General features: G+C 66.7%; 14 protein-coding genes. 2 read left to right on the forward strand and 12 right to left on the reverse strand.

From position 1 onward, the window contains the following. Positions 1-11: 11 nt before the first annotated feature. The 6 genes from V5F68_RS21525 to V5F68_RS21550 are packed head-to-tail and all read right to left on the reverse strand — an operon-like array spanning position 12 to position 5084. A complete protein-coding gene (locus V5F68_RS21525) occupies positions 12-935 on the reverse strand; it encodes a branched-chain amino acid ABC transporter permease (RefSeq protein ID WP_394015360.1) in 924 nt (307 codons plus the stop codon). A gap of 50 nt (positions 936-985) precedes the next feature. Further along, positions 986-1846: a branched-chain amino acid ABC transporter permease gene (locus V5F68_RS21530; RefSeq protein ID WP_394015359.1), complete on the reverse strand. Its 861-nt coding sequence runs from the start codon at positions 1844-1846 to the stop codon at positions 986-988. Beyond that, positions 1843-2739 carry a polysaccharide deacetylase family protein gene (locus tag V5F68_RS21535; protein ID WP_394015358.1) on the reverse strand — a complete coding sequence of 299 codons (897 nt, stop codon included), beginning with the start codon at positions 2737-2739 and terminating at the stop codon, positions 1843-1845. The genes V5F68_RS21530 and V5F68_RS21535 overlap by 4 nt, the downstream gene beginning before the upstream one ends. A gap of 3 nt (positions 2740-2742) precedes the next feature. Continuing rightward, the gene (locus V5F68_RS21540; protein ID WP_394015357.1) at positions 2743-3450 is read right to left on the reverse strand and encodes a fumarylacetoacetate hydrolase family protein; all 708 of its coding nucleotides are present in this window, start codon (positions 3448-3450) and stop codon (positions 2743-2745) included. Between the two features lie 8 nt (positions 3451-3458). After that, positions 3459-4340: a polysaccharide deacetylase family protein gene (locus V5F68_RS21545; protein ID WP_394015356.1), complete on the reverse strand. Its 882-nt coding sequence runs from the start codon at positions 4338-4340 to the stop codon at positions 3459-3461. A gap of 45 nt (positions 4341-4385) precedes the next feature. Next, positions 4386-5084, reverse strand: a complete 699-nt coding sequence (locus V5F68_RS21550) for an HpcH/HpaI aldolase family protein (RefSeq protein WP_394015355.1) — start codon at positions 5082-5084, stop codon at positions 4386-4388. 368 nt (positions 5085-5452) lie between these two features. Between V5F68_RS21550 and V5F68_RS21555 the strand changes: the two genes are divergently transcribed. Together V5F68_RS21555 and V5F68_RS21560 are read left to right on the forward strand one after the other, a co-directional pair. Continuing rightward, positions 5453-6205 (forward strand): GntR family transcriptional regulator, encoded by a 753-nt coding sequence (locus V5F68_RS21555; protein WP_394015354.1) that lies wholly within the window; start codon positions 5453-5455, stop codon positions 6203-6205. Between the two features lie 72 nt (positions 6206-6277). After that, complete coding sequence (locus tag V5F68_RS21560) at positions 6278-6694, forward strand: VOC family protein (protein ID WP_394015353.1); 417 nt, start codon at positions 6278-6280, stop codon at positions 6692-6694. 55 nt (positions 6695-6749) lie between these two features. Here the strand turns inward: V5F68_RS21560 and V5F68_RS21565 are convergent, their stop codons facing one another. The 6 genes from V5F68_RS21565 to V5F68_RS21590 all read right to left on the reverse strand — a co-directional run bounded on the left by V5F68_RS21565 (position 6750) and on the right by V5F68_RS21590 (position 13779). After that, on the reverse strand, positions 6750-7814 hold the full coding sequence (locus V5F68_RS21565) for a fumarylacetoacetate hydrolase family protein (RefSeq protein WP_394015352.1): 1065 nt from the start codon (positions 7812-7814) through the stop codon (positions 6750-6752). A gap of 250 nt (positions 7815-8064) precedes the next feature. Beyond that, positions 8065-9471, reverse strand: coding sequence for an amidase family protein (locus tag V5F68_RS21570; RefSeq protein WP_394015351.1), 1407 nt, complete (start codon positions 9469-9471; stop codon positions 8065-8067). A 148-nt stretch (positions 9472-9619) separates the two neighbouring features. Then, a complete protein-coding gene (locus V5F68_RS21575) occupies positions 9620-10315 on the reverse strand; it encodes a cyclase family protein (RefSeq protein WP_394015350.1) in 696 nt (231 codons plus the stop codon). Positions 10316-10370: 55 nt separating this feature from the next. After that, the gene (locus V5F68_RS21580; RefSeq protein WP_394015349.1) at positions 10371-11117 is read right to left on the reverse strand and encodes an ABC transporter ATP-binding protein; all 747 of its coding nucleotides are present in this window, start codon (positions 11115-11117) and stop codon (positions 10371-10373) included. Continuing rightward, positions 11114-12907, reverse strand: coding sequence for a branched-chain amino acid ABC transporter ATP-binding protein/permease (locus V5F68_RS21585; protein WP_394015348.1), 1794 nt, complete (start codon positions 12905-12907; stop codon positions 11114-11116). Before V5F68_RS21585 ends, V5F68_RS21580 begins: the two co-directional genes overlap by 4 nt. Beyond that, positions 12904-13779 (reverse strand): branched-chain amino acid ABC transporter permease, encoded by an 876-nt coding sequence (locus tag V5F68_RS21590; protein ID WP_348845674.1) that lies wholly within the window; start codon positions 13777-13779, stop codon positions 12904-12906. The genes V5F68_RS21585 and V5F68_RS21590 overlap by 4 nt, the downstream gene beginning before the upstream one ends. Between the last annotated feature and the right edge of the window lie 131 nt (positions 13780-13910).

Below are 13910 nucleotides of genomic sequence, written 5' to 3' on the forward strand. Positions count from 1 at the left end.
TGTTGTCGTCTTCAGCGGCGGCGTTGCGCCACGAAACTGCGAATGCGCCCGAGAATGCCTTCGGGGGCGAAGATCATGATGAGGACGAACATCGCCCCGAGCACGCTCTGCCAGCGCTCGGTGTAGAGGCTGACGAGGTTCTCCAGCCCGATGATCGCGAACGACCCGATGAACGCGCCGAACAGCGTCCCCACCCCGCCGGTGATGGCCATCAGCAGGCCCTCCACCGATTGGGAGAGGCCGACCGTGGAGGGGCTGACGAAATCGTTGAACATGGCGTAGAGCGCGCCGGCGATGCCCGCGAAGAAGCCGGAGACGGTGAAGGCGAGAAACAGGTGCGCCGGCACATTGTAGCCGAGCGAGCGCATGCGGCTCTCGCTGTCGCGGATGCCGCGCAGCGTCAGCCCGAACGGCGAGCGCACGAACCGCCACATCACGAACGCGACCAGGGCAACCGCCACGAACACCGCATAATAAAAGGCAAAGCCATCCGTGAGGGCGGCGGGCCGCACCGCGCCGCGCAGGCCGTTCTCCCCGCCGGTGACGCTGGTCCAGCGCAGGCACACGCCCCATACGATCATGCCGAGCGCGAGGGTGAGCAGCAGGAAATAGACCCCGGACGTGCGGATCGCCAGCAAGGCGAAGATCGCCGCGACACCGGTCGCCGCGAGGATGCCCACCATCGCGCCGACATAGGGCGAGCCGCCCATATGGGCGGTCCAATAGACCACCACATAAGTGGAGACGCCGAAGATGGCGCCATGGCACAGCGGCGTGCGGCCGGTGTAGCCGGCGAGGATATCCACCGCCATGGCCAGCACTGCGAAGATCAGCACCTCGGTGAGGATGCTGACCTGGTAGGTGGGCAGAAGCAGCGGCAGTACCGCGAACACCAAGGCGCCCACGGCAATGGCGCCCATGGCGAGGCGGGACATGCCGGTGTCCCGAGCGGGGAGCGGAGCGGGGTTGGGAACCGGGGACGCCATCACGCCGCCTTTCCGAACAGGCCGAGCGGGCGGAAGGCGAGGATCGCCGCCATGGGGCCGAAGATGACGAAATACGCGAATTCCGGGAACATGACCTGTCCCACCGTATTCAGCAGGCCGACAATCAGCGCGCCCACCGCCGCGCCGACGAGGCTGCCGCGCCCACCGATGATCACCACCGCCAGCGAGAACACCAGGATCTCCGCATCCGCGCTCGGATAGAGGGTGAGAAAAGCGCCGCCCACCGCCCCGCCGAGCCCGGCCAGCGCCGCGCCCAGCATGAAGGTCAAAAGGAAGATGCGGCGGATGTTGATGCCCATCGCCTCGATGGTTTCGGGATCGTCCACGCCGGCGCGGATCAGGGCGCCGAGCCGGGTCTTGTTAAGCAGCAGCCAGAGCGCGACGAAGATGAGGATGCCCAGCACCAGCACGAACAGGCGATACTTGGGATAGAACAGCCCGGCGAAGCGCACCGCGCCGCGCAGGAATTCCGGCGCCGGCACGGTGTAGGTATCGCCGCCGAAGATCACCAGGGTCATGTCGTTCAGGATGAAGGCGACGCCCAGCGTCAGCAGCACCTGGCGCAGCTCGTATCCGCGCACAAAGCGCAGCAGCCCCTGGTCGAGCACCAGCCCGGTCACCGCCACCGCGGCCATGGCGGCGAGGATGCCGAGGAAGAAGTTGCCGGTGGCGCTCGCCGCCGCATAGCCCGCGTAGCCGCCCAGCAGATACAGCGCGCCATGGGCGAGGTTCACGATCCGCAGCAGGCCGAAGATCAGCGTGAAGCCCGAGGCCACGATGAACAGCAGGGCCGCGAACGTGAGCCCGTTGAGGAGCTGGAAGGCGTTGAGGCCGGTCATCCCGCAGCCGCCTCGGTGAGGGCGTCGGGCCGCTGGCCGAGATACCAATCGTAGATCTGTTCGCCGGTCATGAACGCGACGTCGTCGCGCGTCTTCATGGTCTCGAAGATCTTGCGGAAATGCGTGAGCCGATGCGGCGCGCCCATGATGTAGGGATGGACCACCAGGGCCATGATGCGCGCGCTGTCGCGGCTGTCGTGGTGGATCTGCTCGAACTGGTCGATGGCGCGGTCGTAATATTCGCTCGCCTTATGATGCTGGATCAGCATCATCGCCACGTCGTTGCATTCCTGGGTGTAGGGAATATTGACGATGGGGGAGGTGCGGGTCTTCAGCACCACCGGCTGGTCGTCCAGCACCCAGTCGCAGACATAATCATAGCCCTGCTCGACCAGAATGTCGGGGGTTTCCCAGGTCTCGGTCAGGCCCGGCCCGAGCCAGCCGCGCGGGCGCCGGCCGGTGAAGGCTTCAATCGCCTGGGTGGTCTTGGCGATGTCCTCGCGTTCGTCGGGCACCTTCTGCATGTTCTTCTGCGAGAAGCCGTGGCCCATGAATTCCCATTCGCGCTCCAGCGCCGCTTCCGCGATCGGCGCGTAGCTGGAGATGGCCGAGCCGTTGATGGCCAGCACGGCCGGCAGAGCGAACTCGTCGAAGACTTCCAGCATGCGCCAGAAGCCGACGCGGTTGCCGTATTCGTGCCAGGCCCAGTTCGGAATGTCCGGGGTGGGGGAGCCGCCCGCCGGCGGGGTGAGGACGGTGCGCGGCATGGTCTCGCGCGGGTTCCATTCCTCGATATTGACGATCACCCACACCGCCATGCGGGCGCCGCCCGGCAGCGTCAGCTTGGGCCGGCGGGAGATCGGCGAAAAGGCGATGCGTTCGGTGGGCAGCATGTCTCAGGCCTCCGGTTCGCCGATGGTCAGCGTTAGCGTGCCGAACCCCGCGATGGCGCCGACGATGCGATCGCCGGGGCGGATCTCACCGACCCCGGCCGGGGTGCCGGTCATGATGATGTCGCCCGGCTCCAGACTATACGAGCGCGAGAGGTTTGCGACGATTTCCGGGACGTTCCAGATCATCTGCGCGAGATCGCCACGCTGGTGCTCGATGCCGTTGACGCTGAGCGTGATGGCGCCGCGCGCAGGGTCGCCGCCGGTGCCGGCGGGATAAAGCGGACCGCACGGCGCGGAGAGATCGAACGCTTTTCCCGCTTCCCACGGCAGGCGCTTGTCGCGGCAGTCGCGCTGGCGGTCGCGGCGGGTGAGGTCGATGCCGATGCCGTAGCCGAAGATGGCGTCCTGCGCGCGTTCGACGGAGATGGTGCGCGCGGTGGCGCCGATGGCGACCACCAGCTCGATCTCATATTGGAAATCGCTGGTATCCGCCGGATAGGGAATGGTGGCGCCGTCCGCCACGATGCTGTCGCGCGGCTTCTGGAAGAAGAACGGCGGGTCGCGCTCGTCTTCCGCTTCCTTCATCTCGCGGATATGGGCGAGATAATTGCGGCCGACGCAATAGATGCGGCGCACCGGGAAGCGCGCCGCGCTGCCGACCACGGGCAGCGCGACGATCTCGGGGACGGGAACGGCGAAAGCGGTGCTCATGGATGCGCTCACGCCTTTGCCTTCGTGCCCTGATACCAATCCAGAATTTCCGCGCCGTTCCAGAACAGCACGTCGCCCAGGCTGGCGGCATATTCGTAGATCTGTTCCAGATACTTGATGCGGTGCGGCTGGCCGGAGATGTAGGGGTGGATCGCCACCGCAAGCACCTTGGCGCGCTCCTCGCCCTCGGCATGCAGGCGGTCGAGGCTGTCCTTGAAGCGCTGCACCCAATAAGGCGATTCATGATGGGCCACCGCCATCATGGGAATGTCGTTGTGCTCCACCGTATAGGGCAGCGTCACCAGCGGGCCCTTGGCGGTGGTGATGTCGCAGGGCTCGTCGTCCCACACCCAGTCGCCGATATATTTCACGCCGGCCTCGGCGAGGTTTTCCGGGGTTTCCAGGGTCTGCGTCAGGCCCGGTCCCAGCCAGCCCTTGGGGCGCGTACCGGTGAATTTCTCCAGGATGTCCATGGAGCGGAAGATCATGCCGCGCTGGTCTTCCTGCTTGTGGATCGGCCCCTGGTCATAGGCGTGGCCCATGAATTCCCAGCCGGCATCGCGCGCCTGGGCGGCCACGCGCTCATAATCCTCGGTGACGCGCGCATTGATGGAGAGCGTGGGGCGGATGCCGAGCTTCTCGTACAGCTTGAAGAAGCGCCAGGCGCCGACGCGCATGCCGTATTCGTGCCAGCTCCAGTTCGGCACGTCGGGCAGCAGGACCTGGCCGGTGGGCGCGGGCAGAATTTGGCGCGCCATGGGGCGGGCGATGTCCCACACTTCGAAATTCACGATGGTCCACAGCACCACGCGGGCCGTGCCGGGGAGCTTGAGCGGCGGGCGGTCGACAATGGCGGAATAGGGCGCGCGCTCACGTGGCAGCATGGTCATCGAAACTCTCCGCGAAATTCAGCGATGCGGGAAAAGGCAGGTGTCTCATGCGACTGCCGCCTGCCGGATGGCGACCACGCCGGGGCGCAGCAGGGTTTCCAGCGTCGCATAGAGGAACGTGGCACCGCGCCCGACCCAGTGCGCGGTGGTGTGCCCGGTGACGGGCAAGCCGAAGGCGCGGCCGGCGGCGGCGAGGCGCAAGGTGATGTCGTCCACCGCCGCGATCAGATCGGGATGGTTGGTATCGCCGAGGAATCCCATGGAATGGGCGAGGTCGTTGGGCCCCACCAGGATCAGGTCGATGCCGGGGGCGGCGGCGATGGCGTCGAGATTCGCGTGGCCTTTGGCGCTCTCGATCTGGACGATCAGCATGAGATCGCCTTCCCGCCCGCGGGTGGCGGCGCGCGCCGTCTCATGGAGCATCGCGCAGGCTTCGACGCTTTCGACCTGGGGCAGGACGAGGCCATCGATGCCGCAATCGAAATAGCGGGTGAGGATCGCGGGATCCTTGGAGGGCGAGCGCACCACCGCGCTCATGCCGCATGCCTGGGCGGCGCGGGCGAGCATGGGCACGCTTTCCACCGAAATTGCCGTGCGCTCGCAATCGATGAACAGGCAGTCGGCGCCACAGGCCGCGAGCGCCTCGACGGCCGGCAACGAGACCCCGCCGGGGTTCGCCGCCAGGATCGGCCGGCCCGCGAGGATCGTCGCCTTGGTGCGCGGGAGGCTGACGCGGACCCTCATGCGCCGTCCCCACCGAAGCGCAGACAGACGCCGTCCCGTCCCGGCAGCGCGCGCGATGCGCGCCCGTGGGGCGCGGGCGATCCTGCGGTGGCAAAGGGGGCGGACATGGAGCCGGAAGTCCTTCCTGGCGCGATCTGGAGACGCAAAAATTGCGTACAATCTTCGCACCGTCAATAATTAATGTATACAATTTCTGCTCAAAAATTCACCCGGTTCTGCCGCCATTATAGGCTTGAAGTCGTTTAATTCCGGGTCCTAGCTGGGACAGGTTCCGCTCCCGAGGCCGGCTTCGCGGTGGGGCTGGATTGTATCCCTGGACGGGTTCGGGTATGGCGGCTATGGCTGATCAAAAGGAGCGACCACCCGGCATGTCAGCGACCGTTTCCGACGCGCTCAGCGATTCCGCCCCGGACCTTTCTGCCGACGGCGGGGATACGGAACGCGCGCCCACCCGTTCGCTCTCAGTGGCCGACCGGATTCGCGCCTCGATTCTCTCGGGGGATTTCGAGCCGGGCGCACGGCTGCACGAGGTGCGCCTCAGCGAGCGGCTCGGCGTGTCGCGCACGCCGGTGCGCTCGGCGCTGCAATCCTTGGCCAGCGAGGGACTGCTGGAATATGCGCCGAACCGCGGCTATTCGGTGCGCCGCTTCCTCACCTCCGAGATCGTCGATGCCTATGAGATCCGCACCATGCTGGAATCGCTCGCGGCCCGGCTTGCCGCCGAGCGCGGCCTGAGCGATGCGGAGCGGGCGGTGATTGAGGGTGCGCTCGCCGATGGCGACGCCATTCTCGCCAAGGAGGAATTGGAAGAATCCGACCGCATCGGCTATGGCGCGGTCAATTTCGCCTTCCACGACACCATCCACGCCGCCTCGCGCTGCCGCATGCTGGGCGACATGATCCGCATGTGCCAGAGCGTGCCGCAATCCTCCCACCGCAACGTGGTGTCGTTCGAATATCTCGAAGTGCGCCGTCGGCACGAGGATCATCACCGCATCTATGACGCCATTCTGCTGCGCGATGCCTATCGCGCGGAAATGCTGATGCGCGAGCATGTGGCGAGCGTGAAGACCGGCCTCGTGCGCTCCATCAGCGGCCGCGCGCCGAGCCGCCGCCGCTGAGGCGCCGCGCTGGCGGCGGGGACCGGCTTGCTCTACCTTCCGGGGCCGTAACTGACTTGCCGGAGACAAGGCGTGCAGATCGCATCCATCGATCATATCGTGCTGACCGTGACGGACATCGAAGCCACCGTGGATTTCTACACGCGCGTTCTCGGCATGCGCAAAGAGGTGTTCGGCGAGAACCGTATCGCGCTCGCGTTCGGCGCGCAGAAATTCAACCTGCAGGACGGCCGGTCGAAGCAGGATATCGTCGCCGTCGCCGCCCAGCCGACACCCGGCTCGGTGGATCTGTGCCTGCTTTCGGCGGTGCCGCTGGATGAGGTGATCGCCCATCTCGCGGCGTGCCAGGTGCCCATCGCCGCCGGCCCCGTGCGCCGCATCGGCGCGACCATGCCGCTGCGCTCGGTCTACATCCGCGATCCCGATGCCAATCTGATCGAGATTTCCGTGCGCTGGGAGGATGAGGCCGGGGCAGCGCCCGGCCTCTGACAGCCTTCGCGGTGGCGCCCCTCCCTTTGAGGCGAGGGGCGTTTTCGTGCTCGCGTCAGCTGACCGCCTTGATCTCGTTGCGGATGATGCCGATGCCGGAAATCTCGGTCTCCATGACATCGCCCGGCTTCATGAATTCCTGGGGCTTGCGCGCAAATCCGACGCCCGGAGGCGTGCCGCTGGCGATGATGTCGCCGGGCTCCAGGGTGAGGCCGAGGGAGAGTTCGGCGATGATGCGGGGCACCTTGAAATACATCTGGCCCGTATTGGCGTCCTGCTTCACCACGCCGTTGACCCGCGTGACGAGGTGCAGGTCGTTCTGATCGAACGCGCCCTTGGTGACGATCCATGGGCCCATGGGGCCGTGCCCGTCGAGACTCTTGCCCTTGAACCATTGCCCGCCGTGGCGCGCGTTCTGCACATCGCGGGCGGTGGTGTCGTTGATCACCGAATAGCCGAACACGTAATCCATGGCCTCGGCCTCGGGAATATTGCGGCCGTGCTTGCCGATGATCACCGCCAGCTCGCCCTCCCAGTCGATCATGGTCGAAACCTTGGGGTCGAACGGGATGGAATCGTAGGGGCCGTTGATGCAATGGGTGCCCTTGGTGAAGAACACCGGATGCTCGGGATATTTCACGTCGGTCATGCGCACGGCCTGGCCTTCGGCGAAATGCTCCAGATAATTCCAGCCCACCGCGTAGATGTTGCGGCGCGGGTCCGGGATGGGCGCGAGATAGACGATTTCCGTGAGCTTCGGCCGGCCGGCGGCGGCGCCGCGCACCAGCTCGCGCACCTCGACGAGACCCGCATCGCCGGCGGCGATCAGCGAGACCATGTCGCTCGGATTAAAGGATAATGTCTTTCCCGTCCGCGCCGCTTCCGCCACCAGGTCGACCACGGTCCCGTCCGCCAGGGCGACGCCGATGCGCGCCGGCGATCCGTTCTGAAGCTTGAAGCTCAGCAGCTTCAAGGCGCTGTCGGCGTCCGAGGCGGACGCGGGCTTGGCGGCCGGGGCTTGCGGGCTGGCCGCTGTCTGCGCATTGGCGGAGAGGATGAGCGGAGTGGTGGCGGCCGCAGCCGCCATCGAGGTGATGAAAGATCGGCGGGTCTTGTCCATGGCGTTCATCCCTGCATTTATATGTAATTCTTAATTACATTATTATACAGGAAGGTTATGGACGGCAGATGACAGTGTCAAACGCCCGGTGTGCACTGCATATATGACGCTGGGTAAGTATATCGCAAAGCAAAAGCCGCATGATCGTCCATGCCAAAGCTTTCGCTGCACCCGCTGTGCCCGCGCACCCGAAGCAAGCCAAGGCGACGGGTGCGTTCGCCCGCCGCCTGGCCCCGCCGGCGCACGGACGTCAGGCGTTGAACGGCCGCACGTTGTAGCCGGCCGGCTGGGTGCGGGCATAGGCGCAGGCGGCGCGCACCACGTCCTCTTCGCAATAGGCGCGGGCGACGATCTGCAGGCCCACCGGCATGCCGTCGTCGGCGATCCCCGCGCACACCGCCCCTGCGGGCTGGCCGGTGAGGTTGAAGGGATAGGTGTAGAACACCCAGGACACGAGGTTGCGGTCCGGCAGGCTGTCGGGGATGTTCTTGCCGGCGTCGAGCGAGGTCACGGGCAAAACCGGCGAGATCAGGATGTCGTAGCGCTCGAAGAAGGTGCGCAGCTTTTCGCGCAAAGCATAGCGCTCGAACACGCTGGCATAATAGCTGCGCATCTCCTGGGCGAGCGCGGGGGCGAGCACCTCGGCCACCGCCGGGTCTAGCAAATCGCGCTGGTTCTCCATGAAGGCACGCAGGCGGATGCCGACGCCCGCGTAGAATTCCGCCGTCCAGAGGTCCGCCGGGTCGGTGTCGAAGACGCTTTCGACCAGGTCCACCTCGCAGCCGAGCGCTTCGAAGGTCTTGGCCGCGCGATCGGTGATCGCGACCACTTCCGGCGCGGGGCGGGCATAGCCAAGCGTCGGGCTGTAGGCAACGCGCATGCCGGCCACCGAAGCCTTTGTCGCGCCCATCACGTCCGGCACCGGGCCTGCGACGCCGAACGGATCGCGCCGGTCGGGCCCGGCGATGGCCGAGAACAGCAGCGCCGCGTCTTCCATGGAACGGGCGATGGGTCCCACATGGGCGAGCGTGGGCGTCGCGGAGGTGGGCCACACCGGCACCCGGCCGAAATGTCCCTTGATGCCGGCAAGCCCGGTGAAGGCGCAGGGAATGCGCACCGAGCCGCCGCCGTCCGTGCCGAGGGCGAACGGCGTGATGCCGGCCGCCACCGAGGACGCCGCCCCCGCGCTGGAGCCGCCCGGCGTCTTGTCGAGGTTCCAGGGGTGGCGCGTGATGCCCGTCAGCGGGCTGTCGCCCACCGGCTTGCAGCCGAATTCGCTGGTGGTGGTCTTGCCGATGAGAATGCCGCCCGCCGCCTTGGCGCGCTCCACAGCGGGGGCGTCCACCTGGGCCACGTTCTGCGCCATGGTGCGCGAGCCCGAGGCATAGCGCTGGCCCTTCACCGCCATCAGGTCCTTGGCCGAGAACGGCAGGCCGTGCAGCACGCCCAGCGGCGCGCCCTTCATCACCGCATCCTCGGCGACACGGGCGGCGGCCATGGCTTCGTCCTCCATCAGCAGGAAGAAGGCGTTGAGCGTGCCCTGGGTGGCCTGCGCCTTTTCGAGCGCGCGCCGCGTGAGATCGACCGGAGAGATTTCGCGCGCGCCGATGCGGCGGCGCAGGTCCAGGGCGCTCATGGTGTCGAATTCGGCGGACATGGGCAGTCTCCGGAGGCCAACAAGGAGTCCCTCTCCCGCTTGCGGGGGAGGGAGCGCGTCGCCAAATCATCGGGAAAGGCGCCGGGTGGCGTGGCAGTCTGCCACCCGGCGCCCTTTTGCGCCTCGTCAGGGCGTGAGGCGCAAACGTTCAGTTCAGGATGGCGAACGCGCGCACCGGCGAGCCGGAGCCGCCCTTGAACTTCAGCGGCGCGCCGAAGAACTGGAACTCGCCCTTGCCCACCAGCTCTTCCAGGTTCACCAGCCATTCCCAATGGCTCACCCCGAGGTCGCGGCACAGGCGGTGCTGGGCGAAGATGTTGTCGGTGGGCTTGTCGGTGGAAGGACCTTCCACGCCGTGCATCTTGGAGCCGCGATCATAGAGCCACTTCGTGGCCTCGGCGGTGAGCAGCGGGTTTTTCCAGACCGAATCCAGGCTCGGATAATTGCGCTTGTGGAAGCCGGTGCACAGCAGAACGATGTGTCCGTCCACCTTCACGCCGGCCTTCTTCTCCGCCTCTTCCATGTCGGCGACGGTGATTTCGCCGAGGTCGGGAATGTGGCGCAGGTCGAAGCACACCGCCTTGCCCATGAACATCTCCAGCGGCATCTCGTCCACCGGCGCGCCGTTCGGGTTCACGTGGCGATAGGCGTCCACATGGGTGCCCACATGGTCGAGCATGGCGATGAAATTGGTCTGGAAGGTCATGGCGTCGCCGGGCACGCCCAGATTGAGGCCCTTGGAGCCCTCATGGCTCATGTGCGTGGTGAGGACCGGCCGCTGGAACAGCTTGTGGGCCGGCATATTGTCCTCGATGAGGAGGGAGAGGTCGATGACTTTGGACATGGTCGCTCCTTGACGGGCTTGGTTTTCGGGTGAAATCGCAGGGCGTCGGACGCGTTCAGGCCGCCGCCTTCTTCTTCTTGCCGAGGAAGGCCTCCATCACCTCCGGGTCGCGCGCGAGCTCCGCGCTCGGTCCGTGGCGCGCCACCCGCCCGTTGGCGATCACATAGGCGTGGTCGGCGATGGCGAGCGCGTAGGAGGCAAGCTGTTCGACAAGCAGAATGGTAAGGCCGGCCGCGTTGAGGTCGGCGAGGACCCGCATCAGCTGGTCCACGATCTTGGGCGCGAGGCCGAGCGAAAGCTCGTCGATGATGAGCAGCTCGGGCTCGGCCATCAGCCCGCGCGCGATGGCCAGCATCTGCTGCTCGCCGCCGGACATGGAGCCGGCCTGCTGGGGCAGCCGTTCCTTGAGGCGCGGGAACAGAGTGAGCACCTTCTCGAGCGTCGCCTTGGAGCGCTCGGATTTCAGCCCGCCATGGGCATAGGCGCCGAGGATGAGATTGTCCTCCACGCTCTGGTCGGGAAACAGCAGGCGCCCTTCCGGCACCATCACCAGCCCGCGCGCCACCTTCTTGTTGGAGGAGAGGCGGGTGGTGTCCTCACCCTTGAACAGCACCTGGCCGCCCGAGGGGCGCACCAGGCCGGTGGCGCCGCGCACCATGGAGGATTTGCCGGCGCCGTTATTGCCGATAACGGCCACCAATTGCCCGCGCTTCACGCTCAGCGAGATGTCGCGCACCGCCACCGCCGCGCCGTAGCGCAGTTCCAGGCTGCGGATGTCGAGCAGGATGTCGCTCTCGCTCATGCCACTTCCTCCGCCGTTCCGGTGTCGAGGGAGGCGCCGAAATAGGCCTCGATCACGCGCGGGTCCTCCTGCACGATCGCGGGCGTGTCGCTGGCGATCACCTGGCCGTAGTCGAGCACGGTGACGGTGTCGGCGACCGCCATGATCAGCTCCACATGATGCTCAATGAGCAGCACCGAGATGCCGAGCGCGGCGATGCGCCGGATCATGGCTTCCAGCTCGTCGATCTCCTGGGTGGTGAGGCCGGCGGCCGGCTCGTCCAGCAGCAGCAGGCGGGGTTTCGCCGCCAGCGCGCGGGCGATCTCCAGGCGGCGCTGCAGGCCGAAGGGCAGGAAGCGGGCCTGTTCGTTGGCATAGGCATCGAGCCCGACGAAGGTGAGCAGGCCGATGGCGGCGCGCCGGCTCTCCCTTTCCTCGCGCCGCAGGCGCGGGGTGCGCAGCAGCGCGTCGGCAATGCCGTAGGTCAGGCGCTGCTGATAGCCGACCATGACGTTTTCCAGCACCGTCAGCTCGCCGAACAGTTCGGTGTTCTGGAACGTGCGGGCAAGGCCGATGCGGGCGATCTCGTGGGAGCGCTTGCCGGTGAGCTGAATGCCGTCCAGCTCGAACTCGCCCTCCGTGGGCTTGTAGAAGCCGGAGATGGTGTTGACGAAGGTGGACTTGCCGGCGCCGTTGGGGCCGATGAGGGCATGCACCTCGCCCGGCTTCACCCGCAGCGAGGCTTTGGAGAGGGCGGTCAGGCCGCCGAAGCGCACCGTGAGGTCGCGCGCCACCAGCTCCGCCTCGCCCGCGCGCACGTCGTGGCGCAGGCTCTGTTCGGCGGGAATGCCTTCCGCGGGATCGGCCTCGCGCTTCTGCGGGTTGAGGCGGGTGACCAGCATCCACGCCGTGCCGACGATCCCGCGTGGCAAGGCGAACATTACCACCAGCAGCAGCGCGCCATAGGCGAACTTCTGCCAGAGCTGGAATTGCTGCAGGAATTCCGGGAGATAGGTGAGGATATAGGCGCCGATTACCGGTCCGAAGGTGGAGGCCGCCCCGCCCAGGATCACCATCAGCAGAAAGCGCACGCTGTCGGAGAAAGTGAAGATGTCGGGCGAGATGTAGGAATTGAGGAAGGCGTAGAAGCTGCCCGCGATCCCCGCCGTGACCGACGCCACCACGAAGGCGAGCGTGCGCATGGCGGTGGCGTTGACGCCGAGCGCCCGTGCCGCCGTCTCGCTCTGGGAGACGGCGAGCATGGCCCGGCCGTAGCGGGAGAGCTTGAGATTATGGGTGGCGAGCGTCGCCAGGAACAGCGTCACCGCGAGCACGCCGTAGAAGGCGAAGCCGGAGATGCGATAGCCGAAGATGTTGGGGCGCGGGATGGAGGAGAGGCCCGTGGTGCCGCCGGTGAGCGACTGCCATTCGATGGCGACATTCTCCACGATGATGCCGAAGGCGATGGTGACGACGGCGAGATAGACGCCGCGCACCCGCACCGTGGGATAGGCCAAGAGCACGCCGAACACCCCGGAGACGATCGCGGCGGCGATGCTGGCGCTCAGCATGTCGAAGCCGAGCCGCACCGCGAGGATCGCGCCGGTATAGGAGCCGAGCGCGAACAGGCCCGCCTGGCCGAGGGAGACGAGGCCGGTGAGGCCCACCAGCACGTTCAGCCCCACGGCGATGACGCCGTAGATCAGGAACAGCATGAACAGGCGCAATTCGTATTCGTTGCCGGCGGTGAGCGGCACCGCGACGAGGATCGCGGCGAAGACGAGGAAGCCGAGCGCGGTGAGGTGTCTCATACCTTGAGCACCTCCCGCTTGCCGAACAGGCCCTGCGGAAACACGAGAAGAACCAGGATCATGGAGGAAAAGCCGATGATTTCGCGGGCGGCGGTGGAGATGTAGCCCTCGACGAACTTCTCCATCACGCCGAACAGCAGGCCGGCGATCACCACGCCGGGCGCGGAGGTGATGCCGCCGATGATGGCGACCGCAAATCCCTTCAGCCCCAGCAGCGTGCCCATGGTGGCGGAGACCTGGATCACCGGCGCCACCAGGATGCCGGCGGCCGCGCCGAACAGCGCCGCGAGTCCGAAGGAGAGGGCGACGATGCGGTTCACGTCGATGCCCATGAGGGCGGCGGCGCGCTTGTCATGGGCCACGGCCTGCATGGCGCGGCCGACCAGCGTGTGCTTCTGCATGAATTTGAGGCCGACCATGGCGAGGATCGCGACCAGGGGGATCAGCAATTCCTGCGGATAGACGCCGGCGCCGAGAATGTGCACGGCCTTTTCCACCCCCGGCGAGGGCAGGGGCCGGGAGAAGCCGCCGAACTGCATGGTGGCGAGGCTCTCGATCATGATGCCGACCGCGATGGTCGTCAGCATCCAGCCGATCGAGGTGGTGCCGCCGGTGAACGGGCGCACCGCGAAGCGTTCCAGCAGCACGCCGAACACCGCGCCCGCAACCACCCCGAGCCCGCAGGCGAGCCACAGCGGCAGGCCCGCATCGACCCCGAGCACGGCCAGCACCGCCCCAATCATCAGCGTGTCGCCATGGGCGAAATTCACCGCCTTGGCGGCGGTCCACATGATGTGGAAGCCGAGCGCGACGAGCGCATAGATGCCGCCGATGGCGAGGCCGGAGAGGGTGTATTGAATGAAGGTGGTCATTGCGCTGCCCTGTGGTGGCCGCTGTTGCTGATGTCCCGGACGTGCCGCGCGAGCCCCCTCCCCACCCCTCCCCCGCAAGCGGGAGAGGGAGCAGGGCGCGCCTGGCTTCGGCATCCCTCCGAAACCTCCTG

This window comes from Roseixanthobacter pseudopolyaromaticivorans, assembly GCF_043195145.2.
GTDB lineage: Bacteria > Pseudomonadota > Alphaproteobacteria > Rhizobiales > Xanthobacteraceae > NCEH01.

What these genes read in the sequence shown, in the direction of transcription:
- V5F68_RS21525 (WP_394015360.1), bottom strand. Translation starts at nt 935, where the DNA reads ATGTCCCGCCTCGCCATGGGCGCCATTGCCGTGGGCGCCTTGGTGTTC.
- V5F68_RS21530 (WP_394015359.1), bottom strand. Translation starts at nt 1,846, where the DNA reads ATGACCGGCCTCAACGCCTTCCAGCTCCTCAACGGGCTCACGTTCGCG.
- V5F68_RS21535 (WP_394015358.1), bottom strand. Translation starts at nt 2,739, where the DNA reads ATGCTGCCCACCGAACGCATCGCCTTTTCGCCGATCTCCCGCCGGCCC.
- V5F68_RS21540 (WP_394015357.1), bottom strand. Translation starts at nt 3,450, where the DNA reads ATGAGCACCGCTTTCGCCGTTCCCGTCCCCGAGATCGTCGCGCTGCCC.
- V5F68_RS21545 (WP_394015356.1), bottom strand. Translation starts at nt 4,340, where the DNA reads ATGACCATGCTGCCACGTGAGCGCGCGCCCTATTCCGCCATTGTCGAC.
- V5F68_RS21550 (WP_394015355.1), bottom strand. Translation starts at nt 5,084, where the DNA reads ATGAGGGTCCGCGTCAGCCTCCCGCGCACCAAGGCGACGATCCTCGCG.
- V5F68_RS21555 (WP_394015354.1), top strand. Translation starts at nt 5,453, where the DNA reads ATGTCAGCGACCGTTTCCGACGCGCTCAGCGATTCCGCCCCGGACCTT.
- V5F68_RS21565 (WP_394015352.1), bottom strand. Translation starts at nt 7,814, where the DNA reads ATGGACAAGACCCGCCGATCTTTCATCACCTCGATGGCGGCTGCGGCC.
- V5F68_RS21570 (WP_394015351.1), bottom strand. Translation starts at nt 9,471, where the DNA reads ATGTCCGCCGAATTCGACACCATGAGCGCCCTGGACCTGCGCCGCCGC.
- V5F68_RS21575 (WP_394015350.1), bottom strand. Translation starts at nt 10,315, where the DNA reads ATGTCCAAAGTCATCGACCTCTCCCTCCTCATCGAGGACAATATGCCG.
- V5F68_RS21580 (WP_394015349.1), bottom strand. Translation starts at nt 11,117, where the DNA reads ATGAGCGAGAGCGACATCCTGCTCGACATCCGCAGCCTGGAACTGCGC.
- V5F68_RS21585 (WP_394015348.1), bottom strand. Translation starts at nt 12,907, where the DNA reads ATGAGACACCTCACCGCGCTCGGCTTCCTCGTCTTCGCCGCGATCCTC.
- V5F68_RS21590 (WP_348845674.1), bottom strand. Translation starts at nt 13,779, where the DNA reads ATGACCACCTTCATTCAATACACCCTCTCCGGCCTCGCCATCGGCGGC.